The sequence below is a fragment of the Nonomuraea purpurea genome (assembly GCF_042650645.1).
Taxonomy (GTDB): Bacteria; Actinomycetota; Actinomycetes; order Streptosporangiales; family Streptosporangiaceae; genus Nonomuraea; species Nonomuraea purpurea.
Genome location: NZ_JBHSBI010000006.1, coordinates 298950 through 320713 on the forward strand (window position 1 = coordinate 298950; position 21764 = coordinate 320713).

The following is a 21764-nucleotide window of genomic DNA, read 5'->3' on the forward strand; positions in this document are numbered from 1 at the left end:
GGCGAACGTTAGTCTGCTGCTACTGCGCCCCCTCTCCAGAATCGCGGGAGATGCGTTCATGCCATCGGCGGAGACCGGCCCTCCTGTGAGAGAACACGCGTTGGGCGCGTTGGTGCGGGCCTGGCGCGAGCGGGCGTTGCTGACCCAGGAGCAGCTCGCGGAGCGGTCCGGGCTCAACGTGCGCACGATCCGCCGGTTGGAGGCAGGAGAGCTGCGACGACCACGCAGCACCTCGCTCAAACTGCTGGTCGAGGCCCTGGGGTTGAGCCCCGACGAACAGGCGCTGCTGACGGCGGGCGGCACGTCGCAGAGCGCTCGCCCGTCGCGGACGATACCGCGGCAGCTGCCCGCCGACGTGGCGGCCTTCGTCGGCCGCACGCGGGAACTGGCCGTTCTCGACGACTCCGGCACGGTTGTGATCGCCGCCATCGACGGCATGGCCGGGGTCGGCAAGACCGCCCTGGCCGTTCATGCCGCCCACCAGCTCGCGCCCCGCTTCCCCGACGGCGCTCTCTTCGTCGACCTGCACGGCTACACCCAGGGCGTGGCTCCCACGGGGCCTGGCGACACGCTCGCCCGCGTCCTGGACGTGCTGGGCGTTCCCGGCGAGTCCATCCCCCGGCATCCCGACGACCGGGCCGCGCTGTATCGCAGCGTGCTGGCCGGCAGGAAGATGCTGATCGTGCTGGACAACGCCGCCGACGAGGCGCAGGTGCGCCCGCTGCTGCCCGGCGGTGGCGGCTCCATGGCGCTGGTCACCAGCCGTCGGCGGCTCGTCGGCCTGGACGAAGCCCGTACCGTGTCCGTGGACGTCCTGCCGCTCCCCGACGCGATCGCCCTGTTCACCGCCACCGCGGGAGAGGACCGCGTCGAAGGCGTCCCGGAAGAGACGCTGGCCGAGGTGGTGCGGCGGTGCGGGCTGCTGCCGCTGGCCATCCGGCTGGCCGCGGCCCGGCTGAGGACTCATCCGGCCTGGAGCGTGCCCCACCTGCTCGAACGGCTTCCTGAGCACCTGACCGACGCGCATGCCGGGCAGCACAGCATCACCGCCGCGCTTGACCTGTCCTACCGGGAGCTCGAGGAGGAGGTACGACGCGCCTACCGGCTGCTGGGTTCGCACCCCGGCACGGACATCGCGCCCGACGCCGCCGCGGCCCTGTTCGCCCGCTCGGTCGCGCGGACGGATCGGCTGCTCGACCAGCTGCTTGAGGTGCACCTGCTGCAGGAGCCCGTTCCCGGTCGCTACCGCTTCCACGACCTGATCCGGGCCCACGCCGCCTCGGTGGAGCCCGACGCCGACCGGCGCGCCGCGCTGAACCGGCTCCTCGACCACTACAGCCAGACGGCCTCGGCGGTGATGGACCGCCTCTATCCGTACCAGGCCGACATGCGGCCACGCCTGCCGTCAGCCAGCGTGCCCGATGTGGCCGACCCCGACGCGTGGCTCGACGCGGAGCTGGCGAACCTGCTCGCCCTCGCCCGGCACGCCGCGGAAGGCGGCTTTCCCCACCACGTCCGGCACCTGTCGGCCACCCTGCACCGGTGCCTGCGCACCCGGGGGCGCTACACCGACGCCGAGACCCTGCACAAGCGGGCGCTGGCCACGGCCACCGCCGCCGCGGACCGCACGGCCGAGATGGAAGCGCTCATCGGGCTCGGCGAGATCCGTCGCCTGCAGGGCAGGTACGAAGCAGGCACCGAGTACATCACCCGCGCCCTGGACATCGCCCGTGCCACAGGCCACCGCCCCGGCGAGCTCCAGGCACGCAACTGCCTGGGCATGCTCGGCGGCCACAGCGGCCAGTACGCGCAGGCCCTCGGCCACCAGGCGCGGGCCCTGGCCATCGCCCGGACGATCGGCCACAGCACCGGCGAACTGGACGCGTTGATCGGTTCGGGCAATCTGCACAGGATCATGGGTGACCATGAGCAGGGCGCCGCCAACCTGGCGCTGGCCCTCGACCTGGCCCGCTCGATCGGCCATCGCACCAGCGAGTCGGTCGCGCTGCTCGGGCTCGGCCACGTCCACGTCGAGCGCGGCGAGTACGAGCGGGCCGCCGGCTGCTTCACCCAGGCCCTGGCCCTGGCCTACGGCGCGGGCCACCGCGTCAGCGAACTCGACAGCCTCATCGGCCTCGGCCACCTGTACCGCATCCAGCGACGCTACGAGCAGGCCCACGACTGCTACCGGCAGGCCCTCGACCTCGCACGAGAGATCGGCAACCGCAACTGGCAGTTCGAGGCCCTCCACCGCATGGGCCGCCTGCGGTTCGACCTCGGGGACGCCGGCGAGGCGCTCGACGACCACCGCCAGGCGCTCGCCGTCGCCACCGACCTCGGCCAGCCGAGCGACCAGGCCCGCGCCCACGACGGCCTCGCCCACGCCCACGCCGCGCTCGGCCACCACGACGACGCCCGACGCCACTGGTCGGAGGCGCTGGCCGTGCTGGTGTCGCTCGGCACCGATCAGACGGAGGAGGGAGGAGTCGACGTCGAAACCATCCGCGCTCACCTCTTACGGTCGCCCTGATCGGGGACGCCGTTCGGGGGAGAACGGTTCGTTGACTGGATGCATCCTGCATTTTACATTGAGGTTACATTCCGGGTGATGCAGATCACTCCCTGGCCCCCGGTGAGGTGACCTTTCATGTCCCTTGACGACGCGACGGCCCAGTTTCTCAAGCAGATGAGCGAAGCAGGCGGCAAGGCCCTGCACGAGATGACACCCGACGAAGCGCGCGCCATGGGCGGCGCGCTGCGAGAACTGTACGGTGCGGGCCCGGAGATGGCCCGTGTGGAAGACGTCGTGATCCGGGCGGCCGACGGAGGGGCGTTCGGGGCGCGGGTGCTGGTCCCGGTCCAGGAACCGCGGGCGACGATCGTGTACTACCACGGGGGCGGCTGGGTCATCGGGGCGATCGACGAGTTCGACACGTTGGGCAGGACGCTGGCGCAGCGGACGGGGTGCACGGTCGTCCTCGTCGATTATCGGCTCGCCCCTGAGCACCGGTATCCCGTGGCGGCGCGCGACGCCTATGACGCGCTGTGCTGGGCGGCGGAGCGGCAGCGGGAACTGCCGATCATCGTGGCGGGGGACAGCGCGGGCGGCAATCTGTCGGCGATCGTGTCCCAGCGCAGCCGCGACGAAGGAGGACCTGCCATCGCGCTGCAGGTTCTCGTCTATCCGGTGACCGACTGCGATCTGGACAACGCCTCCTATACCGACCCGGCCAACCAGCTCATGTTGAGCCGCGACAGCATGGTCTGGTTCTGGGACCACTATGCGCCCGACCGGGCCGCGCGGGCGAATCCGGACGCCTCTCCGCTGCGGGCCGGCGACCTGGCGGGGCTGCCTCCGGCCGTCGTGCTGACCGCCGAGCACGACGTGCTGCGGGACGAGGGCGAGGCCTACGCGCGACGGTTGCGGCAGGCCGGTGTGCCGGTGGAGTTCAAGCGGTTCGAGGGTCAGATGCACGGCTTCTTCACGATGGTGAACGTGCTGCCCGGCAGCGCCGCGGGGCTGTCCATGGTCGTCGAGGCGATCGACGGGAGCCTGCGATGAGATACGACGCCGTCGTCGTCGGCGCCGGGTTCGCCGGCATGTACATGCTGCACAAACTGCGCGGGCTGGGCCTGAGCGTGCGTGTCTTCGAGACCGGCGACGGCGTCGGCGGCACGTGGTACTGGAACCGCTACCCGGGCGCCCGCTGCGACGTCGAGAGCATGGAGTACTCCTACTCCTTCGACGAGGAGCTCCAGCAGGAGTGGGAGTGGACCCAGCGCTACCCGTCCCAGCCGGAGATCCTGCGCTACGCCAACCACGTCGCCGACCGCTTCGACCTGCGCCGGGACATCCAGTTCGAGACCCGCGTGACCGGCGCCGGCTACGACGAGACCGCGAACCTGTGGCGGGTGCGGACCGACCGCGGCGAGCACGAAGCGAGGTACCTCATCACCGCGGTGGGCTGCCTGTCGGCGGCCCGGATACCCGACTTCCCCGGCGTCGGCGCCTTCCGGGGGCCGAGCTACCACACCGGGCGGTGGCCGCACGAGGGGGTGGACTTCGCGGGGCAGCGGGTGGCCGTCATCGGCACCGGTTCGTCCGGCATCCAGGCCATCCCGGTGATCGCCGCGCAGGCGGAGCACGTGACGGTGTTCCAGCGCACCGCGAACTACAGCCTGCCCGCCTGGAACAGGCCCATGGAGCCGGAGTACGCGCAGTGGGTGAAGGCGAACTATCCCGAAATCCGGACAACCATGCGAACCTCCGTCAATGGCGTTATGTCGACGTTTAATGAGACATCGGCGCTGGAGGTGACGGAAGAAGACCGCCGGCGGGAGTTCGAGACCCGCTGGGCCAAGGGCGGCGCCTCCTTCCTCGGCGCCTACGGCGACATCGCGATCAACCCCGACGCCAACGAGCTCACCGCGGAGTTCGTCCGCGCGAAGATCCGCGAGACCGTCACGGACCCGAGGGTCGCCGAACTGCTCGCGCCCAAGGACCACCCCATCGGCACCAAACGGATCTGCATCGACACCGACTACTACGCCACCTACAACCGTCCCAACGTGACCCTGGTCGACGTGCGCGCCGCGCCGATCGAGGAGATCACCGCGAGCGGCGTGCGCACCGCCGACGCCGAGTACACCGCCGACATGATCGTGTACGCCACCGGCTACGACGCCATGACCGGCCCGCTGCTCGGCATCGACATCACCGGCAAGGGCGGCCTGTCGCTGCGGCGCAAGTGGGAGGCCGGACCCCGGACGTACCTGGGGCTGATGACGGCGGGCTTCCCCAACATGTTCACGATCACGGGACCGGGCAGCCCGTCCGTGCTCAGCAACATGATCGTCTCCATCGAGCAGCACGTGGACTGGATCGCCGGCTGCCTGGAACGGCTGCGGGCCGACGGCGTCGCCACCATCGACGCCGACCCGGCGGCAGAGGACGCGTGGGTGGAGCACGTCAACGAGGTCGCCGGCCGCACGCTCTACATGCGGGCCAACTCCTGGTACCTGGGCGCCAACATCCCGGGCAAGCCCAGGGTGTTCATGCCGTACGTCGGCGGCGTCGGCGCCTACCGGAGCAGATGCGACCAGATCACGGCGGACGGCTACCCGGGGTTCGTGCTGTCGCCCTGACCCCCGAGGATCACCCCGTCGGCTGTGCCCTTGGCCAGGTGCTCTTTCACGGTGACGAAGATCTGCCCGAAACGCAGGAGCGCGCCGGCGGTGTCGCCGGCCTCCAGCAGGGCCAGGGTCTCGCCGTAACCGGACTGCCACAGCGGCCAGAACCCGCTGGCCGCGGTGAGCATCATGAGGCGCTGTGCCCTGGCGATCACCAGGTTCCACAGCGCCTCAAGCTCGCCGTTGCCGGCCGCGTGCACCATGATCAGGGTGAACCGCGTGCCCGTCGCCGTGGCGGCTGCGGAGTCGTGGCCGGCCAGCGCCGCGTTCATGGCCTCGAGTTCGGCCCGCATCCGGGCCAGCAGGTCGGGCGTCAGCGCGGGCAGCGCCCGTTCCAGCGCGGCGCCGCCGAGCACGCCCATCACGTCGATCACCTCGATCGCGCTCTCGCGGGTGACGGGGGCGACCCTGCGCACCCGGTTGGGCACCGCTTCGATCAGCCCTTCCGTGACGAGCTGGGCGATCGCCTCGCGAACGGGGGTGATGCTGAGGTTGAGCCTGGAGGCGATCTCGGCGTCCTTGATGACCTCGCCGGGACGCAGCACCCCGCTGACGATCTCGGCCCGCAACTGCCGCGCGGCGGCCTCGCCCCGGGTGGGGGGAACCGTGAAGGTCATCGAACGTCCTCGCATCGGGGAGCCCAAGACGGGCTCCGGACAGGCCCATTATCGAGGATCGTCACAGAACGATGGGAGCGTCGCCGCGTCGTTCGCGCAGCGCGTCGAGCACCTTCCTCAGCGGGCCGCCGCGGGCTTCCGCGCTCACGGGCCAGACGACGCCGAGCCGGAAGTGCAGACCCGGGTCGTGCAACGGCACCAGAACCAGGCCCAGCTCGCCGAATATGCGGCCCGAAATGGTGCTGAACGTGGTCAGCGCCAGGGCTCTGGAGTGTGTGACGTGCGCGGCGACCTGGACCGCGTCGTTGTGCGGCAGCTCACGCATGCGGGTGACGCCGCCCGCGCGCAGGTGGTCGCGGACCCCGTTCATCACCAGCGGATGCACCTTGTGGGAGGTGAGCAGCATCTGCCGGTCGGCGAGGTCGGCCAGGGTGACCCGGTCGAGGCCGGCGAGCGGGTCGTCGGCGCGCATGGCGACGGCCATGCGGTACTCGGCGAGCGCGAGGCTGCCGAGCTCGCCCGCGTCCACAGGCAGGTGGACGACGGCGATGTCCAGCTTGCGCGCCGACAGGAGGCTGAGCAGCCCCGCGGAGGGCTCCAGCGTCACCGGCAGCTCGATCCCGGGGCTGACCTCGGCGAACGTCTCCAGGACCAGGTCGAGGACCTGGGTGGAGGCGAGCGGAGTGGCCCCCACGCGGACGACCGCGGGCGGTGGCGCGGCTCCGGCGGCCAGCTCGGGCAGCGCGTCGAAGCGGGTCAGGACGTCGCGGACCGGGTCGAGGAACGTCCGCCCGAACGGGGTCAGCTCGACCTGGTGGTAGCCGCGGTCGAACAGGTCGTGGCCGAGCTCCTTCTCCAGTTCGCGGATGCGCCGGCTGAGCGGGGAGGACGTCACGTGCAGCCGCTCGGCGGCGCGGCCGAAGTGGAGCTCTTCTGCCACGACCACGAAGTAGCGAAGCTGCTGGATGTCCACCTGGCCAGGGTATCGGCCCGGAGTTCACGGGCCCCCGCAGGCTCAGGCCGGGTGGAACACCGGGACGGCCTCGCCCCCTTCGGGGTGCTCGAAGGCGACGCGGACCCGCATTCCCCCGTACACCTCCCCGGTGATCTGGGCCTGGATCCACGGTTCCTCGTCCAGTTCGACGATCGCGACCGCGAACGGCGGCCCGCTCTTGCCGTGCACCACGGACCAGCTCACCACCACGCCCGTTCCGGCCGAGGCCGTCCAGGACAGCTCGGGCGAGGCGCAGTGCGGGCAGGTGCGCGCCTGCGGCGCGGAGTGGCCGCCGCAGGCGCCGCAGCGCCGGATCAGCAGTTCGCCGCGGGCGGCGCCGTCGAAGAACTCGGCGGTGGCCGCGTCGCGGTGGACGATTCCCACGGGCATCGGCAGGCTCCTATCGCGCGTGCGGGCTGAGGACGAGGGTGGAGTGGTGGTCGAGTATGCCGCCGTTCCCGCTGACGAGGATCATGTCGTTGCGGGGCGCCTGGCGGTCGCCGCCCTGGCCTCGGGCCTGGATGACGGCTTCGGACAGCGGGGTCATGCCCCACATGTAGTAGGAGGAGAGCTGGCCGCCGCCGGTGTTCACGGCCAGGCTCCCCTCCGGTCCGAGCACGCCGGAGGCGACGAAGGGCCCGCCTTCGCCCTTGGCGCAGAAGCCGTAGTCCTCCAGAGAGATGAGCGCGGTGTAGGTGTAGCAGTCGTACAGTTCGGCGACGTCGATGTCGGCGATGGTGATCCCGGCCATCTTCAGCGCCGTGGGGCCTGACAGGGTCGCGCCGCTGACCAGGCCGAACTCGCTGTCCTTGCCCATGACGTACCCGGGGTGCGCCTGGCCCCAGCCTCGGATGTGCACGGCGGGCTGGGCGAGGCCGGCGGCCCGGTCGGCGGAGGTGACGAGGACCGCGACGCCGCCGTTGCTGACCAGGCAGCAGTCGAGGAGGTGGAACGGCTCGGCGATCCATCTGGAGCTCTGGTGGTCCTCGACGGTGATGGGGTCGCGCAGCTGGGCCAGGGGGTTCTTCGCGGCCCACGCGCGCTGGGCGACGGCGATGTGGCCGAGCTGCTCGCTCGTGGTGCCGTAGGCGCGCATGTGCCTGCGGGCGGCCAGCGCGTACATGGTGTTGGCGCTGTAGATGCCCGAGGCGGCGGTCAGGCCCTGCCAGCCGGTCGGATGCCGGCCCGCGGCGGCGTAGGCGGCGCCGCCGCCCGACGCTCTGTCCTTGAGCGGGGCGTCGGCGAACACGCAGGCCACCACGTCGGCCATGCCCGACATGACGGCCATGGCGGCGTACTGGACCATGGCGCCGGCCGACGAGCCGTACGCCTGCACCTCCGACAGCAGCCGCAGGTGGCGCAGCCCGAGGTCGCGCTGGAGGCCGAGGCCGACGTCGGCGGTGATGCCGGTGTTGGTCAGCAGGCCGTCCACCTCGTGGAGGTCGAGGCCCGCGTCGGCGGCGGCCAGCCGTACGGCCTGCGCGGCGAACTCGGGAGCGGTCCTGCCGTAGACCTTGCCCAGTTCGGTGAGGCCGAGACCGGCGATGACGGGCGCGCGCTTCATCGGCCCTCCCACACGGGGGCGCGCTTCTCGGCGAAGGCGCGCGGCCCCTCTTTGGCGTCCGCCGAGCGCATCAACGCGGCCGACTCCGCGGCGGTCCGCTCCCAGGCGTCCTGTTCGGAGATGCCGCGCGCGATGCGCTTGATGGCCTGCACGGCGAGCGGCGCGTTGGCGCCGACCGTCTCGGCCAGGGCGAGCGCGGCCGGCACCACCTGCTCCTGCGGGACGACCCGGTTGACCAGGCCGAGGCGCAGGGCGTCGGCGGCGGTCACGGGCTCGCCGGTCAGCAGGATCTCCATGGCCACCTTGGTCGGCAGCTGCGCGGCCAGGCGGAACGCGCCGCCCGCGCCGGCGATGATGCCCCGCTTGACCTCGGGAAGCCCGAACCGCGCGGTCTCCGAGGCCACCACCAGGTCGGCCCAGAGGGCGATCTCGGTGCCGCCGCCGAGCGCGAAGCCGTTCACGGCGGCGATGACCGGCTTGGCGATCGGGTGCGTCACGCAGCCGGCGAAACCCCAGTGCGGTTGGCACCCTTCGGTGGAGAACTCGCCGCGGGCCACCTCTTTCAGGTCGGCGCCGGCGCAGAACGCCTTGTCCCCTGCCCCGGTCAGGATCACGGCCCGGATCGCGGTGTCCGCGGCGGCCTCGTCCAGGGCCTGGCCGACGGCTTGGGTCATGGCCCTGTTGACGGCGTTGCGCGCCTCGGGCCGGTTCAATGTGATCAACATGATGTGGTCGCGGCGCTCGACGAGCGCGGCGGGCTCACCCATGGTCAACTCCTGGTTCCTCCAGCGCGCCCGCCTCGATGAGCGCCTGGATCTCCGGCTCGGCCAGGCCGAGCAGCTTCGTGGCCACGGCCCGGGTGTGCTCCCCCGCCAGGGGAGCCGGGCGCAGTTCTGGGTCGGCCACCCCGCGGAAGGTCGCCGGGGCGTTCTCGGTCCGCAGGGCGTGGTCGATGTGCGGGTGGCGCATCTCTCGCAGGAACGCGCGGGCGGTGAGCTGGGGGTCGTCGAGGTACTCGATCACCCGCTGCATCGTCCCGGCCGGCACGCCCGCCGCCTGCAGCCCTTCCATGGCCTGGCGGGGCGGGGTGGCCGTCGTCCAGGCGGTCACGGCGGCGTCCACGAGCTCGCGGTGCGCGCGTCGGCCCGCGGCGGTGGCCAGCCGAGGGTCGGCGAGCAGGTCGGCGCGGCCGATGACGCCGCACAGGCCGCGCCACTGCGCGTCGTCCTCGACGCTGACCACGCACCACTCGTCGTCTCCCGCGCACGGGTAGACGCCCTGGGGCGCGTCCCATTCGCCGCTGTTGCCGTGGGCGGTGAACGTGCCGGGCTCCAGAGACTCGCGCAGGAAGCTCGTGGACAGGTGGGTGAGGATGGTCTCGGCCTGGGAGACGCTGACCGTGCCGCCCTTCCCGGTGCGCCGCCGCCTGATCAGCGCGGCCAGCACGGCGACGGCGCCGACCCGCGCGGCGATGTGATCCGGATAAATGGTGATCGCGTCGCAGAACCCCGCCTCGACGCCCGTGTCACGCCAGAGCCCGGTCAGCCCGGTGGCGGCGCGGACGAGGGGGCCGTAGCCCATGCGCCTGCTCCACGGCCCTGTCGGGCCCAGGGCGCTGCTGTCGGCCATGACGATCCGCGGGTTCAGCTCGCTGATGACGTCGTAGCCGAGCCCCAGCGACTCCAGCGTGCCGGGCTTGAAGTTGGACAGGATCACGTCGGAGCCGGCGGCGAGCCGTTTGAAGAGCTCCAGTCCTTCGGGTGAGCGCAGGTCGATCCCGGCGCTGAGCTTGTTGCGGTGGCCCCAGGCGAAGCCGACGCTGATGGTCTCGCCCGTGAGCACCTGCCTGCCGCCGTCCGGGTAGGCGCGGCTCTCGATCTTGATGACCTCCGCGCCCTGGTCGGCGAGCAGCCGTCCGAGCTCCGCGCCGACCACGATGACGCCCAGGTCCAGCACTCGGAGCCCGTCGAGCGGCCGACGGGGGGCGCCCTCGATCGGGTCCTGCGGAGCCGGCGCGGCCGACTCGGCGAAGACCTCGTCGTTGTGCTCGCCGATCTCGGGGGCCCGGTGCCGGAATCCGGCCCGTACGCCGTCCAGCTCGACGTATCCGGACGGCAGCCGGCCGGTCAGTCCCGGCGCGATCTCGGCGTCGAGCAGTGCGCCGCGCTCCAGGAAGTGCGGGCCGGCGAGCACCTCTCCCGGGTCGAGCAGCGCCGCGATCGGCACGCCGCGCTCCTGGCCCTGGGCCACGAGCTCGTCTCTGGTCCTGTCCCTGAACAGCTCGGCGATCAGCGTGTGCAGCCGCTCGGACGCGCCGTGCCGGGCCGCGAGGGTGTCGTACTTCGGGTCGGAGAACTCCTCCGGCTCCCCAAGCCAGCCGAACATGCCGCGCCACTGCCGCCTGGCCAGCACGCAGATCCGCACGTACCCGTCGGCGCAGGGGAAGATCGGGTAGAGCTTGCCGGCGTCGGGACGGCCGCGCGGCAGTTCCGTGGCCGGCACGCCGCCGGTGGCCGAGCCGCCGATGCCGAAGCCGGGGTCCAGGACCTGGGCGGTCATCTCGTACACCGAGCAGTCGACGTGGTCGCCGCGTCCGGTGTCGAGCCGGTTCGTGTACGCCAGCAGGCCCGCCCACGCGGCCTGGACGGCCGCCGACTCGTACGCCAGCGGCCCCGGCGGCATGACCGGCCCGCGACCGGGGATCCCGGAACGTGACAACACGCCCGCGAGCGCCAGGTGCGTCCAGTCGGTGCCGGCCCAGTCCCGGTACGGCCCGCTCTGCCCGAAGTCGGTGATCGAGATGACGACGAGCGCGGGGTTGCGCGCGAGCAGCGCGTCCGCGCCGAGGCCGAGCCCGTCGAGGGTGCCTGGCCGTTCCGTCTCGATGAGGAAGTCGGCCCCGGCGGCCAGCCCGAGGAGCCGGTCGCGATCGGCCGGGTCCCCCAGGTCGAGGGTGATGCCGCGTTTGCCCGCGTTGTGCGTGGCGAAGTAGAGGCTCACACCATCGTGCAGCGGCTCCCGCCGCCGGGTTGCCGCGCCCCCGGGCGGCTCGACGCGGATGACGTCGGCGCCGAGGTCGGCCAGGAACCGGCCGCACATCTCGGCCTTGCCGTCGGCCAGGTCGATGACACGGAGACCGGCGAGGGGAGGGTCCCCGGTTGCGGACATGGTCGATCACCCCACTGTGTGCGACGGATGCTGAGGGGGAGACTGCCATGACGATTCCGGTCTGAAAACGTCCGAATCGGCAACGTGGCACGCGTCCGAATAGGCAACGTGCACGGTTGACGCGCGGCATCGACCATCACGAAACTCCAGGTCATGGACGTACAGCAGCTTCGGTGCTTCCTCGCGGTCGCCGACGAGCTCCATTTCGGTCGTGCCGCGGAGCGGCTGCACCTGACGCCCTCGCCGGTCAGCCGTTCCGTCAAGGACCTCGAACGGGAACTGGGCGTCGACCTGTTCGTCCGCCGCTACCACCAGGTGGAGCTCACCAGTGACGGCGCGGTCCTGGCCGAGCGGGTCCGCGTCATCCTGGAGCAGCTCGACGGCCTGAAGGACGTGGTCAAGGTGGCCGCCAAGAGCCGGGTGGCGCGCGTGGGCGGCACGCACCTGTGCCCGCCCGCGGTGATGGACCGGTTCATGGCGCTGACCGAGCAGGCGCTCGCCCCCCACACGATCGAGGCGACGATGGCGCCGTCCGCCGAGCTGCTGCCGGCCCTGGAGCGGGGCGAGCTCGACGCGGCCCTCGTCCACCTGCCCCTGGACCGGCCGCGACTCGACAGTCTGGTGGTCGCGCGCTACCTGTTCTCCGCGGCGATGCGGGCCGACGACCCGCTGGCCGCCGCGTCCGAGCTGAGGTTGCGGGACCTCGCGCACCGCACGCTGACCATCGGCCCGCCCACGCCTCAACCCGTCGCGGTGAACCTGCTCCACAAGCGGCTGAAGAACGCCGGCATCACCTCCTTCCACCAGATGCCCGACAACGACGCGGTCATGCTGGCCAGCCACATTCGCCGCGACCACGGGGTCACGCTGACGCTCGACCCGCGCAACGGCGGCAGTTCCCGCATCTTCGACGACCCGGCCTTCGCGATCGTCCCCCTACGCGACGACCTGGAGTTTCTGCTCGGGGTGGCCTGGAACCGATCCAGGGCGCGCAAGGGCGACGTCGTCCGTGAGCTCGTCCACGCGGTACGCCAGGAGTGGGCGAAACACCCCCTGACGCTCTGAGCACGTTGCGGGTTCGCGTACATGCCCATGCGCGAAACGGCAATGGTCACCGGCCACGCGGCCTGCTTACGGTTCCACGCACACCACCACGTTTCACCGCCTTCATCCCACGGTGTGAACGTTCACCGCTCGTGTCCAGGAACCGCAGCGGAGCGTTCGCTCCACCCCCCAAGGAGGCCACGATGTCTCAGACACCCCCAGCCGCCGTGTCGGCCGCGAACGTCGACGCCCGGATCGACGCCATGGCGAAGGTCGGGCTCAGCCGCGCGGCGTGGTTCGCGCTCATGCTCTGCTTCTTCTTCGCCAACTACGACATCGGCGTCCTCACCATCACCCTGCCCTCCATGCGTGACGAACTCGGGCTGACAGGGGCCGAGCTGGGGTACCCGGTCACGTGGAACCTCGTCGGTTACTGCGTCGGCGCGTACGCCTTCGGGCACATCGCCGACCGGCACGGCCGGCAGAAGGGCCTCGCGCTGACCATCGCCGCGCTCGGCCTGGGCGGATTCCTCACGGCGTTCTCGTGGGACGTGTGGTCGCTGACGTTCTTCCGGTTCCTGACCGGTTGCGGCATGGGCGCGGTGCTCGCGCTCTGCTCGGCCTACATCGGTGAGCTCGCGCCCAAGAACCAGCGCGGCGGCTACCTGTCGCGCCTCTACATGGTCGGCACGGTGCTGCTCCTGGTGACCGGATTCGCGTCGCTGCCCGTGCTGGCCGCCTCGTCCAGCGGCTGGCGCTACCTGCTCGCCTTCGGCGGCCTGGTGCTCCTGGTACTGCCGCTGATCAACGACAGGGCGCTGGTGGAGTCGCCGCGCTGGCTGGTCGCGATGGGCCGGCGGGAGGAGGCCGACCACATCGTCCGCCAGATGGAGACCCGCGTCGGCCTGCCTCCTGGCGGCGCCGTCTCCGTCCACGACGCCTCCGGCGAAACCGCCGCCGCCGACGACAAGCTGCCGGCTCGTGCCCTGTTCCGGCCGCCGTACCGGAGCCGGATGCTCATCGTGCTCGGCTTCTGGTTCGCCTTCTACATCTCCATGTACGGTTACGCCAGCTACCTGCCGCTCATCCTCGAAGGCATCGGCATCTCGACCTCCGACGCCGTCTTCGTCAGCGTGCTCACCCGCGCCATGCCGCTGCTGTCCGGTCTCGTGGTCGTGGCGCTGGTCGAGCGGATGGAACGGCGCACCATGGTCGTCATCGGCACCCTGGTGTTCGCGGCGTCCCTGCTGCTCATCACCCTCAACCTGGGCGAAGCGGTCGCCACGGCCGGGGCGCTGCTCAGTTCGTTCGGCATCGCCTTCATGGCCACGCCCGCCTACACCTACACCGCCGAGGTGTTCCCGACCCGGGCGCGGGGCACGGCCTCGGCCATCGCGGACGGGGTCGGCCACCTGGGCGGCGCGGTCGCCCCGCTCGTGGTGCTGCCGGTGCTCACCGAGTTCGGGGCTCGGACGGCGTCGTTCGTGATGGTGGGGCTCCTGCTGGTCGCCGCCGGCGTCATCCGCCTCGGCGTCCGCACCCGCGACCGTTCGCTGACGGACATCGCCGCCTGAGCGGGCGGGCTGATCCGCCGGTCACTTCAGGGACGCGGTGAAGGAGCGGCCGTGGGCGTGCCGGGTCGTCGCCTGGACCAGGGTGCCGCCCGGCACGCGCCGTACCGTCACTCCCTCGTCGGCCGTGACGAGCCTGAGGGGCGCGCCGGGCAGGACGACGGAGACGTGCTCGCGTTTCATCGTGGGGTCGGACAGGGCCACGACCGTGCGCTCGCCTGACTGGACGATGACCGAGGCCGGGCCGTCGATGAGCAGCCGCCCTGCCAGGCGCGGGCCGGCGGCGAAGACGTTGGCGGCGACGATCCCGAGGCTCTTGTGCTCGACCGCCTGCACGTGCTCGCTGTTGGCCAGGACGGACAGCGGGCCACGCGCGTAACGACGCAGGCGGGCCTCGGTCGCGTTCGGGACCAGGGCGTAGGCGAGGGCGGGGACGTCACCGGCGGCGGGGTGGGTGACCGAGGCGGTGAAGACGTTCTTGGTCACGTTCGTGTCGGGGTTGGACGTGCGCACGACTCTCTGGCTGCGCGTCACCGTCTCCAGCCCGGCCGCGACGCGCTGCCTGCTGAGGAAGGCGTAGCCGATCGCGGTACCGCGCGTGTCGTTGGCGTAGCGCAGCCAGCGCGGCGGCGTCGTGTCGCCCGTCCGCCAGGCACGGCCGTTCCAGCCCTCGCCGGTGAGCGCGACCGCGTCGCCGGGCGCGGCGATACGGCTGTCGACGGTGGTCACCGCGTCGCGTCCGCCCTGGCCTGAGACGCCCGCGGCGAGCACGACGATCTCGTCGTCGAACATGAACCAGGACTTGGTCCCGCGGGCGTTGCGGTAGGCGACGAAGTCGTCGGGCAGGGTGCCCGCCTGCTTGGCGGTGTAGGCGGCGTCGTCCGACTGGACCATGCCGGCCGCGCCGTAGGCGCCGAGCGTCGCGCCGCCGGAGAAGACGTTCCCTCCGACGGGGAAGTACACGTAGGTGTTCTGGGACTCCGAGGAGGAGGTGAAGTTCAGCGGGTGGCCCGGGTTCTCGTACCAGAACCGGCCGTACAGGTCGGGCACCGTGCGCCGCTCCTCCACCGGCGCGGTCGCCCCGGCCAGCCGGTACGGCGAGACGGCCGTGAAGTAGTCGACGCCGAAGACCTCGCGCTGGTCCTCGCCCGCGAGGTAGAGGTAGTACGCGCCGTCGCCCTGGAACCAGGGCATGAGGTTCTCGCCGTTCATGTACTCGTATTTGCTGATCCGGTCGGAGCTGCGCGCCAGAGCGAAGGCGTACCCGGGGCGCCGGTGGACGGTCCTGTCCATGGCGTTGAACGCGACGCAGCGCGCGGGCGGGTTCAGGTCGGCGGCCGGGACGGCGGAGTCTGCGCGGATGGCCGCGTAACGGGCGATGCTGATCGGCGAGACGAACGCGGCCGTGTCGGCGTCCGGCAGGAACCTGAGGTACTTCTTCAGGGCGAGAGCGCCGGCGTCCTCGACGTGATCGGCCAGATCGGCGACGGCCTCCACGATCACCCCGACGTCGGCGTAGCCGGTGGCCGTGCGCGAGACCGCCCGCCCCTTGACGATCTCCATCATCCAGCCCTCGAAGATCAGCGGGGCGAAGCCGTCGGCGACCCAGCGGTACACCACGCCGGCCAGGTCGGAGCCGCCGTCGTCCGTCGCGCCTTCGAGCGTCTTGAGCGTCTGCACGACACGGGTCAGCAGGGCCCGCCCGTACGAGCCGGTGTAGGCGACCGAATGGTGCTGGATGAAGGAGCCGTCGCGGTAGTAGCCGTCGGTGACCCCGTGCTGGAGGTTGTACGGATCGATCGTGGCGAAGACGGTGCTCTGGTCGGCGATGGCCTTGCCGACACGGGCGTCGTCGCCGGTGAGCGCGCCCTGCAGGATGCGGTTGCCGGCGATGTCGGCCAGGTTCGCCCCGGTGTGGAAGCGCGAGTCGAGGTCGACGTCGCCGTCCTTGCCGTTGCGCAGGTAGGCGTCCATCGAGGCGATGTAGGTCGCCGCCAGCTCAGGACGCTCCTGCTTCAACCGCTCGGCCAGCAGGGCCATCGTCCTGCTCACGTGGGTGGGGATGCCGATCTCCCAGCTGTGCCAGTTGCCGTAGTAGCCCTTCGACTGGTCGCCGAAGTAGCGCTCGTGCAACCACGTCAAACCGTCCACGACCCGCCGCTGGGCGGGGGCGTCACCGTCGAGTTCGCCGCCCGGGGTGCGGGTCGCCAGCGCGATCTCGTACAGGTACTGGTAGGCCAGCCGCAGGTTGGCGTCGTCGGCGCCGAGCCGCAGACCGGTGAACAACTCGCCGTCGCCTGCCTGGTCCATCGCGGTCAGCCGCTGCCTGGCCGTCCTGACGATCGCCGCCAGCTTGCCCGCGACCTCCGGGCGGGCGTTGACGTCCGGGGTGCCCGCGAAGATCGCCACGGTGTTGGCGAGCAGGCGCGCGTGATCGGTGCCCGCCGCGGCACGCGCGGGAGAGGCTACGGTGAGCAGACCGGCGGCGGGGAGCAGGGAGAGAACCTGGCGACGGGACATGTGCGGCACAGCGGGCTCCAGGCCATGGGGGGATATGCCGCGCTCACCATACATGATCCCTTTTTCCCAGCCCAGGAACTCCGCGTTGAGCCGGACACCAAACTCAAGATCGGGGTCAGCTAGGGATTGGGGCTCGTCGGATCGTCCTGCCAACCGAGGTTCGCCCTGGTGGGATCGCACTCCACTTTGGGCGGACAACTGCCGGCCAGCGGGCTCGCACTCGCCGGCGTGGCCGCGTGCGTCACGCCGGTGAGGGCGACGGCCGCGAACAGCAGAATGGCTCTCCTCATGAGATGTCCGGCTCCTCGTAGTGATCCGCGTCAAGAAACCCAGTCGCGAAGAGTTTCGAGGAACCGTACCGGATATGTCAGCATTTGCGGCTGTCAGCATGTTGCCCTGGCACCTTGATGCCCGAACTCGAGGTTGTTGGACATAGTTGACCTATGACACGGGGATTTTTCGCCGCGCTGGGCCTCAGCGTCGACGCCGAGTCCGTCTATCGCGTCGTCCTGCGCGAGCCGGGGGTCGTCGTGGACGACCTCGCCGAGCGCACACACCTGCTCCCCGCAACCGTGCACGGCGCCCTCGGCGAACTGACCCGGCTCGGCCTGATCCAGCCGTCCTGGGAAAGGCCGGGCCAGGTGCACGTGGTGGACCCCGAGATCAGCCTCACCTCACTGCTCGCCCGCCATGAGGCGGACCTGCTCCAGCGCCAGCAGGCGATCGCCGCCGGGCGCGCGGCCATCGGCGACCTGATCGCGGAGTACGGCGGCGGCAACGGCCGAGGCGACATCAAGTACCTGTCCGGCCTGGACGACATCAGAACGCACATCGAGGCCCTCGGACGCGAATGCGTGTCGGACGTGATGGCCTTCGTCGACGGCGGCCCCCAGACGAAGGAGAACATGGAGAGCAGCAGGCCCCAGGACCAGGCCGTCCTGTCCCGCGGCGTGCAGATGCGGTCGATCTACCTGGAGAGCCTGGCCAACGACCCCTCCACCCTCGCCTACGTGAAATGGCTGACGGGACAGGGGGCGGCGATCCGCACCATCCCCGTCGTCCCGCTCCGGATGATCATCTTCGACAAGCGGCAGGCGCTGCTTCCCGTCAACGTCAGCGAGACGGCCCGAGGCGCCATGATCCTGCGTCAGGGCAGCGTGATCACCGCTCTGTGCGCGCTCTTCGAGAAGTTCTGGGACGAGGCCGCGCCCCTCGGCGCCGCCAGGGAACGCGCGCACGACCGGCCGAGCCGCCAGGAGCTCTCCCTGCTCAGGCTCATGGCCGAGGGCAACACCGACGAGGTCTGCGCCCGCAGGCTCGGCATCTCGCTGCGCACCACCCGCCGGCTGGCCGCCGAACTGATGTCCCGGCTCAACGCCAGGAGCCGATTCCAGGCGGGCGTCCTGGCCGCGCAGGCCGGCTGGCTCGCCGACTAGCCGAGCCGGGCAGGCGCCCCTCATCGGGCGACGTCCGTCTCGGCCCGTGTCTTCCGCCGGGGCCTGGCCACGATGCGGGCTCTGCCGACCAGGCCGGCGAGTTCGGCACGGGACGAGACGGCCACCTTGGCGAAGATCCTGGCCAGGTGCGTCTCCACCGTCTTGTGGCTCACCATCAACTGGCGAGCTATCTGATGATTCGTCCGCCCCTCTGTGACCAGGGTCGCGATCTCGAACTCCCGCTGGCTCACCTGATACGGCCTATTCTGACCAGGAGTATCGGGGGCGTGCAGTTGTGCCAGGGTTGCCCGGCATTCGGGGAGTTCGCCGGCTCGTGCGTGCGACCGGGCCAGCGCCAGGAGCAGACCGGGCCGGAGGCCCTGGTGCTCCGGAGCGTCCGCCAGCAGGCCGAGCGCCGCCCGGTACCAGGCGGCGGCGGTCAGCGGGGCTCCGGTCTCCATGCTGCGCGCGCCGTCCACGAGCACGCGGATCGCGTATCCCGTGCCGCTCTCCCCTGGGACGTCGGCGTACTGCTCTTCGAGGTTGACGACGACCGTGTAGCCGATCGTGGTCTGCGGCACGTTGTCCTCCACGGGTCCCTCCGTACGCACCGCGTTCCACGGTGACGAGGACGAATCTCCGCGATGACCGGGGATGAGGACAAGCCTGCCCGCACGCATGAGCCTGCGGTGGCACCATCCGGCCAGCGGCCCCACACTTGCCCGAGCTTGCCGCAGGTCTCGGACCACGTGGCCGGGTCGTCCGGCCGTCTCTGCTCTTCCGTCATCAAGGGCCTCCATGTCGGGCGATCGCTACCATGCAACCGCGTTACCGGCTTTCCCTTCAGTCGGGGAAACGCCCGACATGCGTCGGGGCGGGTCGCCGGTACGTCCAGGCGCCGCCCCCGACGAGGTCGGTGATCAGGTGGTGGTCCGGGGAGAGCGCGCAGGCCGGGTCGGTACGGGCGGCGTCGCCGGTGATGGCGTAGGCCTGGCAGCGGCAGCCGCCGAAGTCGCGTTCGCGACGCGGGCAGCCGGCGCAGGGCCCGGTCATCCAGGCGGTGCCCCGGTAGGCGGTGAAGGCGGGTGAGCGCTCCCAGATCCAGGCGAGCGAGCGGTCGCGGGCGTTGGGCAGGTCGAGCGGCAGGGTGTAGGCGGCCGGGCAGGGCAGCACCCGGCCGTCGGGGGCGACGGTGATCGAGATCGCGCCCCATCCGCCCATGCAGGGTTTGGGGACGCCGTCGAAGTAGTCGGGGATCACCCAGATCAGCTCAATGCCTGCTTTTTCGCGATATTCCTGGACGACGGCCTCCGCGCGGGCGAGCTGCTCCCTCGTGGGGAGCAGCGCGGCCCTGTTGAGCAGGCCCCAACCGTAGAACTGGGTGTTGGCCAGCTCGATGCGCTCCACGCCCCAGGCCAGCCCGAGCTCGATGATCTCGCCCACGGCGTCCAGGTTCGCCCGGTGCAGGACCACGTTGAGCCCCAGAGGCAGGCCGCCCGCCCGCACGACGGCCGCCGCCTGTTCCTTGCGCGCGAACGAGCTGACCCCGGCGATCCGATCCGACTCCTCCGCCGTGGCCGACTGGACCGAGAGCTGCACGCTACGCAGCCCCGCCTCGGCCAGCTCGCCCAACCGGCGCTCGGTCAGCCCGACGCCGCTGGTGACGAGCTGGGTGTAGACGCCCGCCCGATCGGCCGTCGCCACGATCGCGGCCAGGTCGCCCCTGAGCAGCGGCTCGCCGCCGGACAGGTGCGCGTGCACCACGCCCAGCGCCGCCGCCTCCTCCATGATCCGCTGCCACTCCCCGGTGCCCAGCTCGCTCGACCTGGCGGCAAGCTCGGTGGGATTGGAGCAGTACGGGCACCGCAACGGGCACGCGTGCGTCAGCTCGGCCAGCATGGCCCACGGCGGGTTCATCGCACCCACCCTTCCGCGCGCACACGATCGAGGAATTCCACCACGTCGGCCTCCACGCCCTCGGGGAGTTCGGCCACGATGTCCGCCACGGTCCGCTGCCCGTCGCAGAGCTCGACGATCGCCGCCGCCTCCTTGTTCAGCACGACGATCCGCTCGGGCACGATGAGCAGGTCCGCCTGACGTACCGGATCGTGGCGGAGCATCGCGGCACGGGACAGCACCGGTCGCCAGGTCATCGGTAAGCCCCGTCCACAGCGCCCAGCAGCGCCCACAGCACGTCGCACTTGTAGCGCAGCGCCGCGACGGCCTTCTCCTGGTCGGAACGGCTCTGCGCCCAGTCGAGAACCAGGCCCAGGGCCTCGCCGCCGTCCTGGCGACCCTGGGAGACACGGATCTGGAAGTAGCGCAGACCTTCCTGGTCGATCCACGGATAATGGCGCTCGAAGGCGGCGATCCGCGTACGCATCAGGTCGGGTGCGAACAGTTCGGTCAGCGAGGCGGCCACGGCCTCCAGCACCGTGCCGTTGCGGCACAGGTTCACGTATCCGTCGACCGCCAGCCGCACGCCGGGCAGCACGTCCTCGCCCGACAGCAGCAGGTCGCGGTCGAGCCCGGCGGCCTCGCCGAGGCGCAGCCAGCGCTCGATGCCGCCCTCCCCCGGCTTGACGCCGTCGTGGTCCTGGATCCGGCGCAGCCACATCCGGCGCAGCTCGGGCGTGGTCAGCTTGCCGAGGATGAACGCGTCCTTGATCGGGATGTGCCGCTGGTAGTGGAAGCGGTTGAGTATCCAGCCCTTCAGCTCGTCGCGGCTCAGCTCGCCCGCGTGCATGCGCTGGTTGAACGGGTGCAGGTGGTGGTAGCGCTTCTCCGGTACGGCACGCAGCTCCGCCTCGAAAGCGTTCACAGGTCGATCACCATCCCGTCGGCGGCCACCTCGACGCCCAGCTCGGCCAGCACCTTGTGCTGTTCGGCAGCCGGGTCCACGAGGGGGTTGGTGTTGTTGAGGTGGGTGTAGAGGCAGCGGCCCGGCAGCCGGGACAGGCGCTCCATGGTGGCCGTGATCGGCAGGTGGCCCATCTGGGTGGCGGTCTTGGCGGAGATCCCGGTACGGCGGGGCTCGTCGTCGTCCCAGAACGTGCCTTCGATGATCACGCAGTCGGCGGCGGCGCAGGCCGCGTCCAGTTCGTCGGGCCACACGCCCATGGCGGGAGCGTAGATCACGGTGGCGGCCCCGTCGGTGAGGCGCAGCGCCGACACCCAGCCTGCGGAGCTCGCGGACTCGGGGGCGTCGGCGGCGTAGCGGGGCCGTTTGCCGGAAACCGGGATCGTGTCGGCGTCGGCCCAGGAGAGCTGGAGGTAGGGCCGCAGGAGGTCGGCGAAGGGCCCCAGCGCCTGCCGGACGGCCGGCGTCGCGCGTACCTCCAGCGTGTCGGCCTCCCTCAGTCGCAGCAGGCCGATCGTGTGGTCGAGCTCGGCGTCGGTGAGGATCACGCCCTTCAGCGGTGACTGCCGAGGGCCGGGGCCAGGACGCAGCCACGCGCACGCCTCGATCTGGTCGGCGATGTCGGGGGTGGCGTTGACGACGTGGCATCCGTCGTCCGTCTGAACGGCGAGGCTGGCGTGGCGCCGGCGGCGGCCCGGGTGAGCGCGCGCCCCGGAGCATCCGGGGCACGCGCAGTTCCACTGGGGCACGCCGCCACCGGCCGCGGTGCCGAGCACCTGCAGTCGCACGGCGACTCCCGG

The 21764-nt window shown here is 71.3% G+C and carries 19 protein-coding genes; 6 read left to right on the forward strand and 13 right to left on the reverse strand.

What is annotated here, in order from left to right; genetic code table 11:
* Nucleotides 1-85 precede the first annotated feature (85 nt).
* From ACFOY2_RS14910 to ACFOY2_RS14920, 3 genes are all read left to right on the forward strand, one after another.
* Nucleotides 86-2530, forward strand: coding sequence for an ATP-binding protein (locus ACFOY2_RS14910; RefSeq protein WP_379528579.1), 2445 nt, complete (start codon nucleotides 86-88; stop codon nucleotides 2528-2530).
* 117 nt (nucleotides 2531-2647) lie between these two features.
* Complete coding sequence (locus ACFOY2_RS14915) at nucleotides 2648-3562, forward strand: alpha/beta hydrolase (RefSeq protein WP_379528580.1); 915 nt, start codon at nucleotides 2648-2650, stop codon at nucleotides 3560-3562.
* A complete protein-coding gene (locus ACFOY2_RS14920) occupies nucleotides 3559-5145 on the forward strand; it encodes a flavin-containing monooxygenase (protein WP_379528581.1) in 1587 nt (528 codons plus the stop codon). The genes ACFOY2_RS14915 and ACFOY2_RS14920 overlap by 4 nt, the downstream gene beginning before the upstream one ends.
* On the opposite strand, the gene ACFOY2_RS14925 is transcribed toward ACFOY2_RS14920, so the two are convergent.
* The 6 genes from ACFOY2_RS14925 to ACFOY2_RS14950 all read right to left on the reverse strand — a co-directional run bounded on the left by ACFOY2_RS14925 (nucleotide 5118) and on the right by ACFOY2_RS14950 (nucleotide 11533).
* Nucleotides 5118-5807, reverse strand: coding sequence for a GntR family transcriptional regulator (locus tag ACFOY2_RS14925; protein ID WP_379528582.1), 690 nt, complete (start codon nucleotides 5805-5807; stop codon nucleotides 5118-5120). The two genes, ACFOY2_RS14920 and ACFOY2_RS14925, sit on opposite strands and share 28 nt — an antisense overlap.
* Before the next feature lie 61 nt (nucleotides 5808-5868).
* Entirely contained in the window at nucleotides 5869-6780 is a 912-nt protein-coding gene (locus ACFOY2_RS14930) for a LysR family transcriptional regulator (protein ID WP_379528583.1), read from the reverse strand.
* A 42-nt stretch (nucleotides 6781-6822) separates the two neighbouring features.
* Nucleotides 6823-7191, reverse strand: a complete 369-nt coding sequence (locus tag ACFOY2_RS14935; protein WP_379528584.1) for a Zn-ribbon domain-containing OB-fold protein — start codon at nucleotides 7189-7191, stop codon at nucleotides 6823-6825.
* Nucleotides 7192-7201: 10 nt separating this feature from the next.
* Nucleotides 7202-8365, reverse strand: coding sequence for a thiolase family protein (locus ACFOY2_RS14940; RefSeq protein WP_379528585.1), 1164 nt, complete (start codon nucleotides 8363-8365; stop codon nucleotides 7202-7204).
* The gene (locus ACFOY2_RS14945) at nucleotides 8362-9132 is read right to left on the reverse strand and encodes a crotonase/enoyl-CoA hydratase family protein (protein WP_379528586.1); all 771 of its coding nucleotides are present in this window, start codon (nucleotides 9130-9132) and stop codon (nucleotides 8362-8364) included. The genes ACFOY2_RS14940 and ACFOY2_RS14945 overlap by 4 nt, the downstream gene beginning before the upstream one ends.
* Nucleotides 9125-11533 (reverse strand): CaiB/BaiF CoA transferase family protein, encoded by a 2409-nt coding sequence (locus ACFOY2_RS14950; RefSeq protein ID WP_379528587.1) that lies wholly within the window; start codon nucleotides 11531-11533, stop codon nucleotides 9125-9127. The genes ACFOY2_RS14945 and ACFOY2_RS14950 overlap by 8 nt, the downstream gene beginning before the upstream one ends.
* Before the next feature lie 153 nt (nucleotides 11534-11686).
* Here ACFOY2_RS14950 and ACFOY2_RS14955 point away from each other — a divergent pair, with 153 nt between their 5' ends.
* Nucleotides 11687-12598: a LysR family transcriptional regulator gene (locus ACFOY2_RS14955; RefSeq protein WP_379528588.1), complete on the forward strand. Its 912-nt coding sequence runs from the start codon at nucleotides 11687-11689 to the stop codon at nucleotides 12596-12598.
* Nucleotides 12599-12780: 182 nt separating this feature from the next.
* Nucleotides 12781-14151: an MFS transporter gene (locus tag ACFOY2_RS14960; protein WP_379528589.1), complete on the forward strand. Its 1371-nt coding sequence runs from the start codon at nucleotides 12781-12783 to the stop codon at nucleotides 14149-14151.
* A 21-nt stretch (nucleotides 14152-14172) separates the two neighbouring features.
* On the opposite strand, the gene ACFOY2_RS14965 is transcribed toward ACFOY2_RS14960, so the two are convergent.
* Both ACFOY2_RS14965 and ACFOY2_RS14970 read right to left on the reverse strand, forming a co-directional pair.
* Nucleotides 14173-16668, reverse strand: a complete 2496-nt coding sequence (locus ACFOY2_RS14965) for a polysaccharide lyase family 8 super-sandwich domain-containing protein (RefSeq protein ID WP_379528590.1) — start codon at nucleotides 16666-16668, stop codon at nucleotides 14173-14175.
* Between the two features lie 119 nt (nucleotides 16669-16787).
* Nucleotides 16788-16958: a hypothetical protein gene (locus ACFOY2_RS14970; protein WP_379528591.1), complete on the reverse strand. Its 171-nt coding sequence runs from the start codon at nucleotides 16956-16958 to the stop codon at nucleotides 16788-16790.
* 153 nt (nucleotides 16959-17111) lie between these two features.
* Here ACFOY2_RS14970 and ACFOY2_RS14975 point away from each other — a divergent pair, with 153 nt between their 5' ends.
* Nucleotides 17112-18104 (forward strand): LuxR C-terminal-related transcriptional regulator, encoded by a 993-nt coding sequence (locus tag ACFOY2_RS14975; RefSeq protein ID WP_379528592.1) that lies wholly within the window; start codon nucleotides 17112-17114, stop codon nucleotides 18102-18104.
* Nucleotides 18105-18124: 20 nt separating this feature from the next.
* Here the strand turns inward: ACFOY2_RS14975 and ACFOY2_RS14980 are convergent, their stop codons facing one another.
* From ACFOY2_RS14980 to pqqB, 5 genes are all read right to left on the reverse strand, one after another.
* Entirely contained in the window at nucleotides 18125-18697 is a 573-nt protein-coding gene (locus ACFOY2_RS14980) for a helix-turn-helix transcriptional regulator (RefSeq protein WP_379528593.1), read from the reverse strand.
* A gap of 250 nt (nucleotides 18698-18947) precedes the next feature.
* Nucleotides 18948-20021, reverse strand: coding sequence for a pyrroloquinoline quinone biosynthesis protein PqqE (pqqE, locus tag ACFOY2_RS14985; RefSeq protein ID WP_379528594.1), 1074 nt, complete (start codon nucleotides 20019-20021; stop codon nucleotides 18948-18950).
* Nucleotides 20018-20257 carry a pyrroloquinoline quinone biosynthesis peptide chaperone PqqD gene (gene pqqD / locus ACFOY2_RS14990; protein ID WP_379528595.1) on the reverse strand — a complete coding sequence of 80 codons (240 nt, stop codon included), beginning with the start codon at nucleotides 20255-20257 and terminating at the stop codon, nucleotides 20018-20020. Before pqqD ends, pqqE begins: the two co-directional genes overlap by 4 nt.
* Entirely contained in the window at nucleotides 20254-20925 is a 672-nt protein-coding gene (pqqC, locus tag ACFOY2_RS14995; protein WP_379528596.1) for a pyrroloquinoline-quinone synthase PqqC, read from the reverse strand. The genes pqqD and pqqC overlap by 4 nt, the downstream gene beginning before the upstream one ends.
* Nucleotides 20922-21752 carry a pyrroloquinoline quinone biosynthesis protein PqqB gene (pqqB, locus tag ACFOY2_RS15000; protein ID WP_379528597.1) on the reverse strand — a complete coding sequence of 277 codons (831 nt, stop codon included), beginning with the start codon at nucleotides 21750-21752 and terminating at the stop codon, nucleotides 20922-20924. Before pqqB ends, pqqC begins: the two co-directional genes overlap by 4 nt.
* Nucleotides 21753-21764: the final 12 nt, after the last annotated feature.